This is a genomic window from Agrobacterium sp. DKPNP3, assembly GCF_052686535.1.
The window spans coordinates 38,440-55,325 of record NZ_JBQYSN010000024.1 but is presented as its reverse complement, the minus strand read 5'-3'; the positions used below and the strand labels follow the sequence as shown (position 1 = coordinate 55,325).

Below are 16,886 nucleotides of genomic sequence, written 5' to 3'. Positions count from 1 at the left end.
ATGGTGAGTTCGTGGGTGGCGTGCGGATATCGCGGGTGGCGTCGTGGAGGACGAGGTCTTCGAGATGGACGAGCTCGCCGTCGATCCACAGCGAGGCGCAGGCATCGGCGAAATTTTGCCGTTCGATCCAGCCGGTGCCGACGGGCGAGCGGGCGATGCGCTCGTCTAGACGCGTCAGGGCAATGCCGGCCTCGAAGGTCGGCCGCATCAGGGCTATCATGCTGATTTTCGCGAGATCGTAAGCCATTGTTTTTATGGTAAACGATTTGCAAAAGGAAATCTATGTCAGGGTTAACATTCCTTACTCCTCATGATGCTCCAGGCCACGCCTGGCCATCGATAAGTATCCCATATCAATAATAGAGTTTTATTTCGAGAAAATATTTTATATTCATATATTATAACGCAAAAGTATAAATTTTTTAATATACTTTTCCCGACTTCTTGTGAATTTGATCACAAAGTATATTTCTGCCATATAACAGCCCGTTTACGAACCACCACTTTGAAGCCTAAGCATTCCTGCATATAATCGCGTGGAGAAGTACTCAGATTGTCCAACGCTACTGCTTCAGTTTGCGTCTCGACCAGCCTCCCAGCGCCCCAACAGCGTGCAAGTGCCTCCTCAGGGTTGATCTCACGGATAAAACCTTACCGGGGGCCGCCAGCCCCCCTTAGACAAGCTTGTCAGTTGTTGATCAGCCAAGATTTCGATCAGGCTCCGTATGGCACCCAGATGTTCTTCACCTGAATCACCCTTCGCAAATAGTTACGGCCCTGCCCTTGTGTGCGGTCAAGCCAATCCGGCTGACGCCCATTATTGACCCAAGTGGCCTTTAGGTTCCCCGCAGAAGCCCGCTCTACCATCTCGCTCCCGTCAGCCGATCCGAAATACCAGATAGCCGCAACGTCATCATGCTCGGCCAGCGTCTTTGCAAGCATGTCGCGTTCGCCGGTTACAATGTTGATGACCCCGCTGGGCACATCCGATGTATCCACAACCTGATAGAAATCGCCAGCAATCAATGGATGTCGCGGTGACGGTATGACCACGGCGCGATTGCCCATGGCGATTGCCGGCAGCACCAGCGACACCAGCGACAGGAGCGGCGCCTCATCCGGGCAAACGATACCGACGATGCCCCACGGCTCATTCATGGCAAGCGTGACGTGACGCGACTTGGTGGAGTGCACGGCGCCATCGAACTTGTCGGCCTGGGCGGCGTAATAGGAAATGCGACGCAGAGACGCGTCGAATTCGTCCCTCGCCTTCTTTTCGCTCACACCGGTGCTATCGACGATGCGGACAACGAAGTCGTCACGCCGCGCATCGAGGTTCTCTGCGAGATAATAGAGCACCTGCGCGCGATTATGGGCGGTTGCGGAACTCCAGCTGCCAGCCTTGGACGCGGCTTCCACAGCGTTGCGGATGTCCTTACGGTTACCTATGCCGGCCATGCCAATCACGGCATTGCCCTTACCGGTGACCGAATAACTGTAGCCGCCGTCGGGGCGCGCTTGCTTGCCGCCGATATAGTTTTTCATGGTCCGATCAAGGCCATCGATCGCCATCTTGCTGTCAGCATTCGGTAATGCGGATGGCGTGAAGGCTTCAGCGGGCTTACTGACCGACAGGTTCTTTTCCCAGTCTGCTGCCAGATATTCGTAAAGCCCTTCGCGCGCACCTTCACGGCCGAAACCGCTTTCACGGTAGCCGCCAAAACCTGCACCGGCGTCCAGCATGTTGGTGCAGTTGATCCAGACCACGCCTGCCTTGACCCGGGCAGCCAGATCAAGCGCGACATTGATGTTTTCCGACCATATCGAGGCGGCGAGGCCGTAACGGGTGTTGTTGGCCAGCGAAACGGCTTCATCCGGCGTGCGGAATGTGGTAGCCGCAGCGATCGGGCCAAAGATTTCCACCTGGCAGACCGTCGACGCCTGATCGACTTCGGTGAAGAAGCCGGGAGCGACATAATTGCCGGTGGCTGGCAACGGGTTGGAACTCTGCCAGAGTTCACCGCCCTCTTCCACGCCTTTGCGGACCAGATCCGTAATACGTTTCACCTGCGTGGCGGAAACAATCGCGCCGACATCGGTCGACTTGTCGAGCGGATCGCCGACCCGGAGGGTTTCCAGCCGTTTTTTCAGCCGTGCATAAAATTTCTCGGCAATGCCTTCCTGCACCAACAGCCGGGAACCGGCGCAGCAGACTTCTCCCTGGTTGAACCAGATCGCGTCAACAACACCTTCAACCGCCGCGTCAAGATCGGCATCCTCGAACACGATGAAGGGTGACTTGCCGCCCAGCTCCAGCGACAATTTTTTGCCCGAACCGGCAATCTGCTCGCGAATAACGCGGCCGACCTTGGTCGAGCCGGTGAAGGCAACCTTGTCGACGCCGTCATGGCCGCAGATCGCAGCACCCGTCGAGCCATCGCCCTGCACGATGTTGACGACACCGGCCGGAAGGCCGACCTCGTGGCAAATTTCCGCAAAGGCGACAGCAGTCAGCGGTGTCAGATCGGCAGGCTTCAGCACCACGGTATTGCCAGCTGCAAGTGCCGGCGCGATCTTCCACGCCAGCATCAGCAGAGGGAAGTTCCAGGGGATCACCTGACCGCAAACACCGACGGGCGAGAAACCACGGAACTCGTCTTCCACCATTTCGGCCCATCCGGCGTGATGATAAAAGTGGCGGGCAACAAGTGGAATGTCGATATCACGGGTTTCGCGGACCGGCTTGCCGTTATCCATCGTTTCCAGAACGGAAAGGAAGCGCTCGCGCTTCTGGATATGACGGGCGATGGCGTAGAGATAACGGGCGCGTTCGTGACCCGACATCTTCGACCATTTTCCGAAGGCCGTGCGAGCGGCCTTGACCGCCTGATCCACGTCTTCCTGATTGCCGCAAATGATGTCCGCCAGCTTATCCCCGTTTGCGGGGTTTGAGACGGCAATCGTCTTGCGGCCATCAGGCGATACGAACCGGCCGTTGATATAGTGACCGAACGAGCGTCCGTGACCGTCGAGCCACTGCTTCACGTCACCATTGGCTTCGGGGGAAGGTCCATATTCCATGGTTTCCAAAATGTCCTTAATGGGTCGCATGTTTCAGTCCTTATGCGGCAGCGTGGTGTTGAGCGCTGGAATAGCGGCCGGTTACGAAATGTTCGAGCTGCCGCTCGATATCGCCAAGCATCGAACTGGCGCCAATGCGGAACAGGTCCGGCTCCAGCCAGCGATTGCCCAGCTCCTCCTTCATCAGCGTCAACCACGACAGTGCGTCCTTTGCCGTCTTCAACCCGCCTGCGGGCTTGAAGCCGACCATCTGGCCGGTGAGTTCGCCATAATCGCGCAGTGCCCGAACCATGGTCAGACTGACCGGCAGGGTGGCGTTGACCTCTTCTTTGCCGGTGGAGGTTTTGATGAAGTCTGAGCCTGCCTGCATCGCCACCATCGAGGCGCGGTAGACGTTGGTCAGCGTGTTGAGATCGCCCGTCGCCAGGATCGCTTTCATATGGGCGTCGCCGCAGGCTTCACGCATCGCGGAAATCTCGTCATAAAGTGCTGTCCAGTTCTGCGTCAGAACGAACTCGCGGGTTATGACGATATCGATCTCTTTGGCCCCCTGCTCGACGGCATATCGAATCTCGGCAAGCCGTTGCGGCAGCGGGGTCAGGCCGGAGGGAAAGCCCGTCGCCACCGATGCGACCGGAATTGCCGTGCCTTCCAGCGCCTTGACGGCGTGGGGCACCATGGTCGGATAAACGCAGACGGCGCCGGTGGTGATGCCGGCATCTGCAAGGCCTATTGCTTCGAGAATGTCTTCCCGGACCGGACGGCGCGCTTTCGCGCACAGTCGGCGCACGCGACCGGGCGTGTCGTCGCCGGAGAGCGTCGTCAGATCGATGCAGGTGATGGCCTTGATCTGCCAGGCGACCTGGTATTCCTTCTTGACCGAGCGCCGGGTGGTGATCGTCGCTGCACGCCGTTCGGAAGCGCTGCGATTGACCGACACATCTTCGAACCATTCCGGTTTAAGAGCGGTGCCGTTATTTCTGGGAAATGCTTCGCTCATTTTCTGTCCATTCTTCTGGTCAGGCTGCGCCATTGGCATGGTCGCGGCAGAATGCCTCGAACTCTTCAAGGCTGGCGTAGGCCTTCTGTGTTCCGGGACGGGTGATGGAATGCGCCGCGTAAAGCGATGCCTTCTTCAGGGAGGATACGACCTCGCGCGTTTCGGCGTAAAAGCGGGCAAAGGCGCCGATAAAGGCATCGCCCGCACCCGTAGTGTCTCTCGGCGTTACCTTGACGGGTTCGATGTTGACGATCTCATTTGACGTAATCATGCGCGCACCGCGCCCGCCCAGGGTCACAATGACGGTGCGAATGCCGCGTGCGATCAGCGAACGGGCGGCGGTGACGATGTCTTCGTCGGTGTCGGTCGGCAGCCCCGACAGCAAGGCAAGCTCGCTCTCGTTCGGCACGAGGAAGGTTACATGGCGGATGCGCTCAGGATCGAGATTGGCAGCGGCAGGGGCGGGATTGAGGATCGTCTCGATACCGTTTTTGGCCGCGAGCTCGATGGTGTGATAGACGGTCTCGACTGGCACTTCCATCTGCATCAGGATCAGGCCGCACTCTTTCAGATCGGCGGCCGCCTTGTCGACCTCAACAGGCAAAAGGTCGGCATTGGCTCCTTTGACGATGAGGATGGAATTCTCGCCAGATTGTTCGACGAAGATCGGCGCGACACCGCTGGATTTGCCGGCAACCTTCACCACATGACGCGTTTCAACGCCAAAGCTTGCAAGATTGCGAATGGTGTTATCCGCAAAGACATCGTCCCCGACCCGGGTGACCATCATCACTTCAGCACCAAGGCGCGCCGCGGCAACCGCCTGGTTGGCACCCTTGCCGCCGCACCCCATCTCGAAGGTGGGCGCCTCAAGGGTCTCGCCCGGTCCAGGCATACGGTCCACATATGTGATAAGATCCACCATGTTGGAGCCGACGACCCCGATTTTCTTGCTCATGCCGATATTCCCTGCTTATCTGTTTTAAAGGGCGCTGATCCTGGCGCCGAACCGATCGGCGGCAGCGTGGTCGAGATAGCCCAGCCGTACCGGGAAGACCCTGCGTTCACCCGGTGATAGTCTTTGCACGTTGTTTTTGGCCTTTTCCGCGAGATAGCCTTCCGGCTCGCAGGTGGATGGCAGGGCGAATGCGGCAACCTGCGAATCCCCGTTAACCAGGATCCAACGCACCGTCTTCGGGAAGGCTGAAAGCGAATAGGAGATGGCAAAGCCATCACCTTCACGTCGTTGCATCATCAGATGCGTGAGCCCCTCACCGTCCGCCGGCAGGCCGTTGATGTAGAACACCTGTTCGGGGTCGTAACGTTGTGGTTCGTCGAGCACTTCCATGGCCGAAGGCTGCCTTGCGAGCGTCTCCAGCAGGGAAATGTAATCGAGATTTGGTGTGACATGGCCGGGTACGGCCGTTCGCACCTTCACATGCGCCGACGTGTAGGGCACGGGCTGAACGATCCGTGCGCCCTCGGCATAGGCGAAATTCACATGACACATATACATGAGATCCATGGGCGCTGATGAGAGGTTCTCGATGTCCATGACCATGCCAAAAAGCGTGTCCTCAGCATGCAAAGTCACACTGGGTCGGGCCAGATAATTGGCGCCGAAGCCCATGACATATTCGACTTCGCCTGTGACCCGAACATAGGGGCCGCGCGCATCGTGACCGATGACAAGGCCGGCTTTGTCCATGGCGGCACAGGGCATTTCGCCATGCAGCGCATGATTATCCTGCGGCGACGGGCATCCGTTGCGCAACATGCCGCTATGGAATGCAAAACATCCGTATGTCTCGACGATTGAACCGGCAGGTCGGGGCATCGAAAAGCGGCTTCCCATAGTCAGGTCCACACCGTTGAACTCGACGCTCCAGATCATCTGCCCCATGAATGGCAATATGACGATCCGGCCGTGGCGGTTCTCCAATTGCAGCGCCTCAACGCCGCTGGCGTAGCGGAAGGTGGTAACCTTCAGCCCATCGGTTGCGGCTAGAAGATGCGGAAGATCGGCGAAGTCCTGCCTGCGGAGATGAAATTCTGTCGCCTGCATGGGATCACCTGCCCGGGTTTCGCCACGCATTGATGGCGATGACGAGAATGAGGAATGCGCCCCAGATGAAGTCGATAAGGTGGTTGGAGAACCGCATCATCTGGAAACCGGAGGAGAGCAGCATGAGGGCGATCAGCGCAATGGCGATGCCAAGAACCCGCCCCTTCCCGCCTGCCGGATTTGTGCCGCCGAGAACTGCAATCAGCACCGCCTGAAGCAGATAGGACGCGCCGTAGTCGGATTTCGCTGCATTGGTTCGCCCAGACAGAATGATGCCCGCCAGCGACGCCAGAACGCCGGTCAGCATGTAGGAATAGAGCATCATGCGATCCTTGCGGATGCCTGCAAAGACGGCTGCGCGCGGATTGGTCCCGATCAGCATCAGGTTAATGCCGAGCGTCGAGCGCGTCAGCAGGATCGCCACGGTGATGCAGACGCCGATGAACAGCAGAAACGGCGTCGCTATACCCAGGATCTTGCCGTTGCCGATCCAGTTCCACGCGTCAGGGAAGCCGACGATTGCCGGGCCGCCGGTCAATACCAGCGCCAGCCCCATCAGCACCTGACCTGTGCCGAGTGTCGCCAGTATCGGGGTAATACGCAGCTTCGCGACCAAAAGGCCGTTGATCAGACCGGCCAGCAGGCCGACCGCCATGGCGAGGACGATGCCGAGCCCGGTGTAGAACACAACGCCCGAAGTGGAGGATTGCCCCGCCTGAACCATTGTGGAATGGAAATAGACGCCGGCGATGATACCCGCCAGATTTGCAATCCCTACAACGGACAGATCGATACCACCGGTCAGCATGGCAACCATCATGGCGATGGAGAGGATCCCCAGTTCGGGCATGATGTAGCTGATGGATTCGAAATTGTAGTAGTTCAGGAACTTGCCGGGGTTCATCCAGGTCATCAGCGCAAAGACGATAACGGTGATGACAAGGAGCTGAATGATGTTGCTGTCGTTGCCTAAAAGCCGACGCATGTCGAACGAATTTTTCATGATGCGCTCTCCCGTCACGCTATGCTTTTGCGGTCGCGCCATGCCGTGATGGCGGTGGCAATGATGATGATCAGGCCGACAACGACGCGCTGCCAGGTCGTGTCCACTTTCATGATGATCAGAGAATTTTTGACCATCACCAGCATGAACACGCCCATCAATGTGCCGAGAACCGTACCGCGTCCGCCAAAGATTGATGCACCGCCCAGAACCACGGCCGCGATTACGTCGAGTTCGAGACCGACAAAATCACGCGGGTTGGCAAGCCAGATCATCGAGGAATGCAGCAGGCCCGAGAAGCCCGCCAGCGCGCCTGCGACGCAATAGACAAAGAAGATCGTCGCGCCTGTATTAAAGCCAACACGTTTGGCTGCTTCAGGAGAGCCGCCATAGGCATAAACGCTGCGCCCGATCATGGTGTAGGTCAGGATGAGATGAATGACCAATGCCAGCCCCAGATAGACCAGGAACATCGCGGTCAGACCGAAAGTCGATCCAGTGGCCGACGTCAGCGAGATAATATCGGTCTTGCCGAACTCGATCAGCTCCTTTGGCATCTTGTTGATGTTGACGATGCTGGTACCGACGAGGCCGAGAACCAAACCACGCACAATCGAACCGGTTCCGAGCGTCACGATCAGCGGGATCATCCTGAAACGATGGATAATGAAACCGTTGAAAGCACCGAGAATGAGCCCAATCAGCGTTGCCGCAACAAAGGGAATGAGCACGCCATCATAGCCGAGATAGACCATGCTGCGCACAGTCAGATACATCGCCGCAATGGCAAAGGCCGTGAACGATACGTCGATGCCGCCGGAAATCATCACCAGCAATACGCCGAGCGCCATGATGCCGATCACGACATTGGAGCGCAACAGGCCGAAGATGTTGTCGAGCGACCAGAAGGCTGGATTGATGAGACCGATGATGACCATGGCCGCGAGCAAGACGCAGGCGATAATGAATTCTGTGCTTTTCAGGAATTTCATGTCTTGCGACCCCTCAATTCAGCGTCTTGAGCCGGTCGTTAACGGCGTCTTCGGTCATGCTCTCTCCCGTCAACTCGTCAACGAAACGGCCGCGATGCATGACCAGCACGCGGTTGCAGTTCTGCACCAGTTCCGGCACATCGTCGGAAATCATCAGCACGGCGAGACCTTCCTTTTCGGCCAGCTTGCGGATGATAGTGTGGATCTGTGCTTTGGAACCAACATCGACGCCGACGGTCGGGCCGTTCAGGATCAGCACCTTGGCACCCGTCAACAACCAGCGAGCCAGAACGACGCGCTGTGCGTTGCCACCGGACAAATGGTTGACCGGCGTGTGCGGTCCTGGCGCCACGATCTGCATGGCCGAGAACATTTCGCGAGTCGTCTCGTCCGCCTTTTTGCGATTGATGAAAAGACCGCGGACGAATTTCTCAATCGACGTGACAATGATGTTGCGCTCGATCGATTGCGTCAGGAATAGACCCTCGGTCAGGCGATCTTCAGGCACATAAGCGACACCGCAGGCAATACCCTCCTGAACGGTCCTTGGGTGAACGTCGCGGCCTGCGAGGCGCACCGAACCGGTAAAATCGGGGCGCATGCCAAACAGCGCCAGCGCAAGTTCGGTACGACCCGAACCGATCAAACCCGAAATACCGACGATTTCGCCTGGCCTTAAGGTCAGGTCGGTGTTTTCCACGGAACCCGGAACCGAGAGGTTGCGGACTTCCAGCACCGGTGTATCCGCACCTTCCTGCGGTGCCCATTTGTAGCTGTGGGCGGTCAACTCCTGCCCGGTCATCGCGCGGGTGATTGCCGGCTCATCGAATTCGGCGATCGGTCCTTCGGACACCTTCTTGCCATTGCGGAAAACTGTCAGACGCTCGCTGATTTCGAGCATCTCGCGCATTTTGTGGCTGACGAAAAGCACGGCGATGCCCTGCGCCTGAATGTCACGCACAATCTTGAAGAGGGCATCAACCTCATGGCGCGTCAGCGCCGTCGTCGGCTCATCCATGATGATCAGGCGTGCATCGGCCATGACGGCACGGGCAATCGCCACGATCTGCTTTCCAGAGGTCGGCAGGGTTCCGACATCCGTATCAAGATCGATGCTCACGCCGAGGCGGTCCAACGCCTTTTGGGCCAGCTCACGGACATGTCGCCAGTCGACCGTCTTGCGACCTTCCATCAGAAAGGTATTGATGGCCAGGTTCTCGGCGACCGTCAGGTTACCGAACAGCGAAAAATCCTGATAGATTACCTGAATACCGTGGTGAACGGATTTTACCGGATCGAGTTTGCCGACAGGCTTCCCGTCGATCAGAATTTCACCGTCCTCGGGTGTGTAAACCCCGGACATGATTTTGATGACGGTGGATTTGCCGGAACCGTTTTCCCCGGCAAGGCAATGGATTTCGCCAGGGCGAATGCTCAACGATACGTCATCGAGCGCCTTCACGCCGCCAAACCGCTTACCGATGTGGCGCAGCTCGATCAGATTTTCAGTCATAATGGCCTCGTGCAAGGCTGGAAACACGGGGGTGCACGGAGAGAGAGTTGCCCCTCCCTCCGTGGTTCGGATCAGAAGTCGTACTTGTCCATGTTTTCTTTGGTCACGCCGACCCAACCTGCGCCGTAGAGCAGGTGTGGCTTGGAGGCGTCAGGAACCAGCAGGCTTTCATAACCGGGCAGACCCATGTTGAGACCCGCCTTGATCTGCTCATTCTTCTTCTCGAGAACCGCGACAGCCAGCATGTTCATGGCATAACCGGCCACGGCCGGATCCCAGAACTGGATGTACTGGATATTATCGTTCTTGATGTATTCGCCGGCAACGGAAACCAGGCCCGTTCCCGAGAAGAAAACCTTGCCCGACAGGCCGCCCTCGGCGATCAGGCGGCCAGCGCCTGCGGATGTCGGCATCGGCGCGCCGAGAATACCGGTAATGTCCGGATAGGCAGTCATTGCTTCCTTGAGTTTGGTGTAGTCGGTGTTGGCGTCGTCATAGGTTTCCAGCCGCTCGGTCGCCTGCGACATTTCCGGGAAGTTTGCCTTCTGGTACTCGACGGCGCCGTCGATCCATTCCATCTGCGACTTGGAAGTCAGACTGCCAACGGTGGCGACGTACTTGCCCTTACCGCCCATGGATTTGCCAAGTTCCTTCATCAGGTTGGCGCCATAGGCTTTGTTGTCGAAGGCTTCGATGTCGAAATCGACGTTTTGGATGTTGGAAGCCTCATGGCTGATGACGACGATGCCCCGATCTCGGGCTTTCTTGAGCACCGGCTCTACCGCTTCGACCGAGAACGGCACGATGGCGATCGCATCAACGCCCTGTGCGATGAGGTTTTCAACGATCTGCACCTGAGCGGCGGCATCAGCCTGGCTTGGGCCAACCATCCAGACATCGTTTCCGGTATCGCCCTTGAACTGCTCGACGCCATCACGCATGCGGTCAAACCACGCAATACCATCCACCTTCACGACAGTTGCGATGGTGTATTTCTTGCCGCTCGCCGCTGTGATCAGCTCCTTGTTGACCTTAGATGCATCGACGGCGCTTTGCGCAAAAACAGCCGAGGCCGAAAGCGTTGCAGCAAGCGCTATGGTAGTGAAAATCTTGTTCACGAATAACTCCTCCCTTTGAAACCGCAATGTGCCGGACCAACTCCAGTCGCAGCACCCGAAAATGTTCGATCCCTAACGCCGGAACCGCTTCCGCGTCCGACGCCTACTTATTCTCCCGGAAAGGCCTCCCATGCCCCGGTGCATTAGCCAAGATGTGGCCTAGAAACCTGTTGTTTTCCTCTCCCGATAATGCGAACTATTATGATACAATCCGATCATTATGTTTCGATCGTTTCATGTTTGTTATTCTCCTGTCAAGCGCAGAGAAGTGCGATTGCGAGCAAAATAACACCGAAATTTGAAGCGCAGCGACAAGCGGAAAGCGGAGACAAGGTGAGTAGAATAAGTGCACACAATGCCAGGTTGGATGCCTTGGCTGGGCTGGTTCAGGAGACGGGTATCCTGAGGCTGCGCGACGCCGCGTCCCGGCTTGGCGTCTCAGAAATTACCATTCGGCGCGACATTGCTGCCGATGGCGAGCGGCTAAGCTGTCTTGGCGGATATATTGTTCCGGTTCAGGACGGCAACGTTAGCAGCGACTATGTGCTGGAGCAGGAGAAGGACAGTCACGCGACTGCAAAAGCGCGGGCCTGTACGCAGGCGGCGGTTCTGATCGAACCGTATGATACTGTATTCATCGATTGCGGAACGACGATGCCGCATTTGGCGCGGCAGATTCCGGCAAATGCCCATGTCACCGTCATCTGCTATTCCCTTAATGTTGCAGAGGAGCTGGCGAGAAGAAGCGATGCCCGCCTGATCATGCTTGGAGGGGTTTATCACCCGGAAGCGGCCTCGTTTTCAGGTGATGAGGGCATCGAGGTGCTGAAGCGCATCAACATTAACAAGGCATTTTTATCTGCCGGCGGCGTAGACGAACAGCATGGCGTGACCTGTTCGCACTTCCATGAAGTGCCAATCAAGCAGATCGTTATGCAGCGCTCGGTCCAAAAGCATCTTGTCGTGGACAGCAGCAAGTTCACCAAGGTGCGAGCCGCACGTTACGCTTCCATCAGCGATTTCAATTCTATTGTGTCCGATCAGCCTGCACCATGGGTTAAGATAAGCTGACAATGGCTTGCTGCCATTCGATACGAGAGTGATGCATCTAGGGATTTTTTCTGTACCACGCCCCAGTCATCCGAGATAGTTGGCAAAAAGGACAGCGGGACCGGCAAGACGATCCGACCGCGCAAAGCGGTTGCGACTGATTGATGGCCTGGATACAAGGCGAGTGTCGAAACACCTGCACGAGCATTAGGGGTGCGCCACATCTAAAGCGCCTTGGCCATAGGTTGACGTTTGACATGCGCTGACTGACCAAGCCGCGCGAAGACACTCCGCTTGCCGAAACTCGGCTTGCATGCTCGCCAAACCGCCCAGCGCCGCTTTTGTCGCCCCATTTTTTCTTGTCCCACCCCATTCTTCGAATTAGGTGTCGACACATAGCGGGCCGTTCTTGAATAACGACAGCCAACAGGAAATCTTCATTTCGGAACGGTTGACGACATGACAATGACGGCTCGGGAAAACTGCGCCACCAGGCCGAGCATATCAATGACCCCATTCACCGCCGGTGCGCATATCAATCTTTCTCATGCGGCAAGAATGCTAGTCCAAAATTCCAGCCACTAATCGGCCGGATGCCACAGCCGATCAGAGAAGAAGCGCTGTCGGCCAATGGTCATGATGGCGGCGTGTTTCGTTGGCAGATCAACGCTTTTGAGATGTGAAAAGCCGGACTTTTGCAGATTTCTCAATTGCCGGTGATGGTTGCTGCTTGGTTCCTGCACGATGCGCTCTGTACGCGGATCGTCAAGAAACATGTAGTGCAGAAGGGAAGGCAGCCAGGCGGTGAACCACTCGCGGCCACGACATGCCTCGTCACCCACGATAACGTGGCAACCGCGGTCATAGTCGTTCGCATCGCAGAAGGTCCCGACGACATCTTCTTTTGCCCAGTACACCTCGAAATAGGAAAACGCCCTGCCACCGAACCGGCCTATAAGCGGCATGATATGTGGGTCTGCGAACATGCCTTCCAGATAGTGCCTGTGGCGATCTTCGTCTCCAGCTTCATGCCAGAACTCGTTCACACGGGGACTGTTCATCCAGCGGTGCACCTCCGGCAGGTCGTCTAGGGTCGCCACATCAAAAGAAAGGACGCCGCCTAGCCAGGGAATGTAGCGGGCATAGACCGTTCCGACAGGTTTGCGTGGACGTGAGGGATGCGACACTCTGCCGTCATGGATTTCGTGGCGGGGGAACAACGCGGTGGCGGGTGCATTCCAAAGACCTTGCGTCTGCCAGAACATATCTGCCCACACGGAAGGAAGTGACGAGGTGGATGCCGCGTGCATATAAAGCCCGTGGGCCGCAAACTCCTCTTCGAAACTTGCCCAACCATTGCCCGACAGCGTCATAAACCGAAGCGCTGGAGACGAGGAAAACAGGCATTCGAACGCTGCGGCGGCAAGACGCCAAGCACCGGACGCCGCGACCGACAGGTCCGCAACCTCGATCTTTCCAACACTGTCATCCGTTGAAAGATGGAAGGCTGCCTTTGCCCCATGAGCATCAGAAACCAGAAGCTGCTGACCGTCTCGATAGACCCCAACTGGTCCGCGGCGATGGAGATTGAAGGCGAGATAGACACCAGGACTGGTCATTCCGCCCACGTCGCGGGGTGTGGCGGGAGTGACGATCTCCCGCCGCATGTCGCCCTGCCAATTCATCAGAAAACTTTCGTTAGCGACACGGCGAAAGTGCGTCCGCGCCCCTTGTAGTCGAACACGGCCTCGTTTGCTAAAGCCCCGTAAAGAGCGTTGGCGCGAGCGCCCCATATATTCGAGTAATCCTTGTCGAAGAGGTTCATCACGCCGAAGCGCAGCGTCGTGTCCTGAGCTTCGAAATGATAGGCGCCGGTTAGATCAAACAGGGTGTAATCATCGATCGTCCGGCTGTCATCGTCACTGAGGCTGAAGACATGCTGCCCGGCAAGTTTGACGTTCAAGTTATCTTTCGTCCAGCCGACATAACCACCAAGTTTGGAAACACTGGCACTGCCGATGCTTTCCTTTTCCCACTGACCGTCGCTTTTTATTTCCGACTTCACCCAATGCGCTGATGTGCCAACGTCGAAGCCGTAATCCAGTTTCGCGCTAGCGTTCGCCTCGATACCATAGACGCGTCGTTCACGATCAACCACATCAACGGCCAAGGTCGTGCGGTTCAGCTCGATGGATCGGTTGGAGAGCGAATAATATGCCGCCGTTTCGAAGCTATATGTATCGTCATTGAAGCGATAACCAACTTCGAAGGAGTTCGTTTTGATCGCCTGGAGTGCCGAGTCGCCCACGTTGACGCTGTTCAAGAGGACATAACGGCCGCCGACGAGCCTGTAGCTGCCGATCCCGTAATATTTCGCCGGATCAGGCAGCTCGAAGCCCTGGCTGAAATTGGCATAGACCTGCTGCACGTCGGTCAAATCGTAGGTCGCGCCTGCGTTGAACAAAGCGGCATCGTAACTGACGTCGCCGCCGGGGATGCTATCAACGGAGGAACCGACCCTGTTCAGGACGGCGACCTGCTGTGCCGCTCCGGCGAAGCTGGAGATATCGGTGGTAACATATTGATAACGCACCCCGCCGTTGACCGTCAGACGATCTGTCGCCTCATAAGACCCCTGGATGAAACCGGCCACGGTCGAGACATCAATATCGGGGTAGAGTCCCGTTATGCCGCGTGTCTTGAAGTCCATGGCCCCAGTCGTTGCAACGCTGAGGAAATCGAAGACATTCTGTTTGGAACTCAGCGAATCCCGGTCGGCGTCGATGCCGTAGGTAACCTTCAGCCCGTCCAGAGGCGCCGAGATCATCGCTGCCTTCAGGCTGTAATAATCGGTATCCTGCGAGCTGCCGCCGAAATAGACGAAGGGAGAGAAAATCGCGCTGCCGGGGAAAGGGTGAAACCGGATTTCTTCCCGTCGGAAGCTGCCCTGCAGAAGAAGCTCCTGGCCTAAGAAATCATTGTCAGTATAGGTCGCGTTGACCATCGTGCGACGCGTTCGGGGATTGAAATCCGACCGGTATCCATCCCGCGTTTCGACCAGTTTGGAATTGCGTATGCCGGCAAGCCCCGCGCCAAGATAAAGCCCAAATGGCGAATCCTGTGCGCTGTCGTAAAATTGGCCTGATACTTCGAGGCGTCTGTTGTCGTCAAACTGAAGGCCGACGGTACCCATGAAATCGACACGCTTGTTAAAAGCGGTGGATGTCTGGGTGATATCAGGCGTGAGCATCGTGCCGGAGCCGTCGTAAAAGGCACCTGTCTGGTTACCGGCAATGGCGAAACGCGCGTCCCAGTTTTCGCTGTTATAGGTCACCGCACCCGCACCATTGCGGTCAATGTCGCGGGTGTGCCCAAAGCCGCTGCCGAGGCCAGCCGTCACTTCGCCATGCAGACCTTCCGGCGCATCCTTGCCCTTCTTCGTGATGATGTTGATGACGCCGCCTGTCGCATTGCCGCCATAGATCGCCGTTGCACCGGACAGGACCTCCACGCGCTCGATATTGAAGGGGTCTATGGAATCGAATTGGCGACTGAGCGAGCGGGCCGAGTTCATCGAAACACCATCGATAAGAATGAGGGCTGTGCGTCCTCGCAGGTTCTGGCCGTAAGCCGTGCGCGCGCCTTCGCTCGCGGGGTCGAAGCTTGGAACTTTCTCGGCGAGAATCTGCTGTAGCGACTTGCCCGAGCGGGCCTCAGTCTCGATGGCCTGTGCATCGACGACATAAATCGTTCGCGCCGTTCGCGAAATCTGCTGGGGTATACGGCTGCCGGTCACGACGATCGGCTCCAGCACCGTCGAACCGCTGTTTGGTTGCTCGCTCTGCGATGCATCCTGCGCCTGCGCCCGGCTGGTGCCGCCACCAATTGCAACGACGATAGCCAGAAGACTAACGCCGACATTCCACTTTCCGATCATGTCGCCCCCAATGCGAAAAAAATATCTCCCGGTTCGTCCAACCGGGAAGAATACAAGACTATTTTTATCATGTTTTATGCGCTATGAAACGGCCGGGCTTGGATGGGGACGAACCCGATTTGGATAGATGCGAACATCAACAGAAAAGACAGGTTTGATTTTTCATGGAAGTGATCCGACCCTTGAAACTTGGAACCCTTACCCTGCCCGATTCAGAAAGCAGGCTGGTCTGCCGCACGATACTCCTGGATATGCTGGGGGAAGCAACGATAACCGTCGAAGACGGTGATCTGGCAGGCGTGACCGGCCTTGTCTGGAAACATCAGGAACTGTCGCTGGCCACCGTTTACCTGCCAAGGACCGCATTGCGTCTGACTGCACATGGGGTGGGCAGGCCTGATATCGTGATGTTGAGGGCGACGGACGGGCCGTTGATCGTTCATCATCGCAAACAAAGCTTCGAGATGGCACCGCGCGATGTCATCCTCCTTCCCTCCGACATGATGTCGGAAATAGTCCTGCCCGAAGGCGGGCGCCTCGACTGTGCGCATCTTCCCCACGCCGGCATTACGCTTGCGCGGAAATCCGTCGACCGGATTTTGTTGCGGCCGTTTTTAGCAGAATGCCTGCCGTTACAGCTCCTGACCAACTATGCGGGTTATCTGCTGCGCCAGGACCATCAGGACAAGGAGCACGCCAGCATGATGGTGGCTCACTTTTATTCGCTGCTGCCCGTTCTCGCCCAATACGTGGCCGAGGCGGCACCTTCGGCGGTGCCGCAGAGCCGGCTTGAGGCAATCAAAGCGATGATCGAGGAAAATCTGGCCGATGGCTCGTTTTCCATAGCCGATGTGGCGCAGGCCGAGGGGATCACACCGCGCGCGATCCAAAAGCTTTTCAGCAAGGCGGGAACCACCTTTTCACGCTACGTGCTGGAGCGGCGGCTGGTGCTCGCCAAAACCCGAATTCTTTCCGATAATGCCGCAACGCCAATCAGCCAGATCGTCTACAGCGTGGGTTTCAACGACCTGTCCTATTTCAATCGTACTTTCCGCAGCCGCTACGGCATACGCCCGACGGATTTGCGCCGCATGACGACGCAAACCGTTTGATACGTTGAAACCTTC

General features: G+C 57.1%; 12 protein-coding genes and 1 pseudogene. 2 read left to right on the top strand and 11 right to left on the bottom strand.

What is annotated here, in order from left to right:
- The 9 genes and pseudogenes from ACUTJJ_RS09460 to ACUTJJ_RS09420 form a co-directional block, all read right to left on the bottom strand.
- A pseudogene (locus tag ACUTJJ_RS09460) lies at nt 1–247 on the bottom strand (RHE_PE00001 family protein); the annotation flags it as partial.
- 467 nt (nt 248–714) lie between these two features.
- Nucleotides 715–3,111 (bottom strand): aldehyde dehydrogenase family protein, encoded by a 2,397-nt coding sequence (locus tag ACUTJJ_RS09455; protein ID WP_445541976.1) that lies wholly within the window; start codon nt 3,109–3,111, stop codon nt 715–717.
- A 10-nt stretch (nt 3,112–3,121) separates the two neighbouring features.
- Nucleotides 3,122–4,081, bottom strand: coding sequence for a deoxyribose-phosphate aldolase (deoC, locus tag ACUTJJ_RS09450; RefSeq protein WP_445541975.1), 960 nt, complete (start codon nt 4,079–4,081; stop codon nt 3,122–3,124).
- 19 nt (nt 4,082–4,100) lie between these two features.
- On the bottom strand, nt 4,101–5,039 hold the full coding sequence (rbsK, locus tag ACUTJJ_RS09445; RefSeq protein WP_445541974.1) for a ribokinase: 939 nt from the start codon (nt 5,037–5,039) through the stop codon (nt 4,101–4,103).
- A 24-nt stretch (nt 5,040–5,063) separates the two neighbouring features.
- Nucleotides 5,064–6,146, bottom strand: coding sequence for an aldose 1-epimerase family protein (locus tag ACUTJJ_RS09440; RefSeq protein ID WP_445541973.1), 1,083 nt, complete (start codon nt 6,144–6,146; stop codon nt 5,064–5,066).
- A gap of 4 nt (nt 6,147–6,150) precedes the next feature.
- Nucleotides 6,151–7,149 carry an ABC transporter permease gene (locus tag ACUTJJ_RS09435; RefSeq protein ID WP_445541972.1) on the bottom strand — a complete coding sequence of 333 codons (999 nt, stop codon included), beginning with the start codon at nt 7,147–7,149 and terminating at the stop codon, nt 6,151–6,153.
- A 14-nt stretch (nt 7,150–7,163) separates the two neighbouring features.
- Nucleotides 7,164–8,141 (bottom strand): ABC transporter permease, encoded by a 978-nt coding sequence (locus ACUTJJ_RS09430; protein ID WP_445541971.1) that lies wholly within the window; start codon nt 8,139–8,141, stop codon nt 7,164–7,166.
- A gap of 13 nt (nt 8,142–8,154) precedes the next feature.
- Nucleotides 8,155–9,654: a sugar ABC transporter ATP-binding protein gene (locus ACUTJJ_RS09425; protein WP_445541970.1), complete on the bottom strand. Its 1,500-nt coding sequence runs from the start codon at nt 9,652–9,654 to the stop codon at nt 8,155–8,157.
- A gap of 71 nt (nt 9,655–9,725) precedes the next feature.
- Complete coding sequence (locus tag ACUTJJ_RS09420; protein WP_209089783.1) at nt 9,726–10,772, bottom strand: autoinducer 2 ABC transporter substrate-binding protein; 1,047 nt, start codon at nt 10,770–10,772, stop codon at nt 9,726–9,728.
- Nucleotides 10,773–11,105: 333 nt separating this feature from the next.
- On the opposite strand from ACUTJJ_RS09420, the gene ACUTJJ_RS09415 reads away from it, so the two are divergent.
- Nucleotides 11,106–11,843, top strand: coding sequence for a DeoR/GlpR family DNA-binding transcription regulator (locus ACUTJJ_RS09415; RefSeq protein ID WP_209091860.1), 738 nt, complete (start codon nt 11,106–11,108; stop codon nt 11,841–11,843).
- Between the two features lie 560 nt (nt 11,844–12,403).
- Here ACUTJJ_RS09415 and ACUTJJ_RS09410 read toward each other — a convergent pair.
- Together ACUTJJ_RS09410 and ACUTJJ_RS09405 are read right to left on the bottom strand one after the other, a co-directional pair.
- Nucleotides 12,404–13,507, bottom strand: a complete 1,104-nt coding sequence (locus tag ACUTJJ_RS09410; RefSeq protein ID WP_445541969.1) for a GNAT family N-acetyltransferase — start codon at nt 13,505–13,507, stop codon at nt 12,404–12,406.
- The gene (locus ACUTJJ_RS09405) at nt 13,507–15,759 is read right to left on the bottom strand and encodes a TonB-dependent receptor (protein ID WP_445541968.1); all 2,253 of its coding nucleotides are present in this window, start codon (nt 15,757–15,759) and stop codon (nt 13,507–13,509) included. The genes ACUTJJ_RS09410 and ACUTJJ_RS09405 overlap by 1 nt, the downstream gene beginning before the upstream one ends.
- Before the next feature lie 251 nt (nt 15,760–16,010).
- Here ACUTJJ_RS09405 and ACUTJJ_RS09400 point away from each other — a divergent pair, with 251 nt between their 5' ends.
- Nucleotides 16,011–16,871, top strand: coding sequence for a helix-turn-helix transcriptional regulator (locus ACUTJJ_RS09400; protein ID WP_445541978.1), 861 nt, complete (start codon nt 16,011–16,013; stop codon nt 16,869–16,871).
- Nucleotides 16,872–16,886 lie beyond the last annotated feature (15 nt).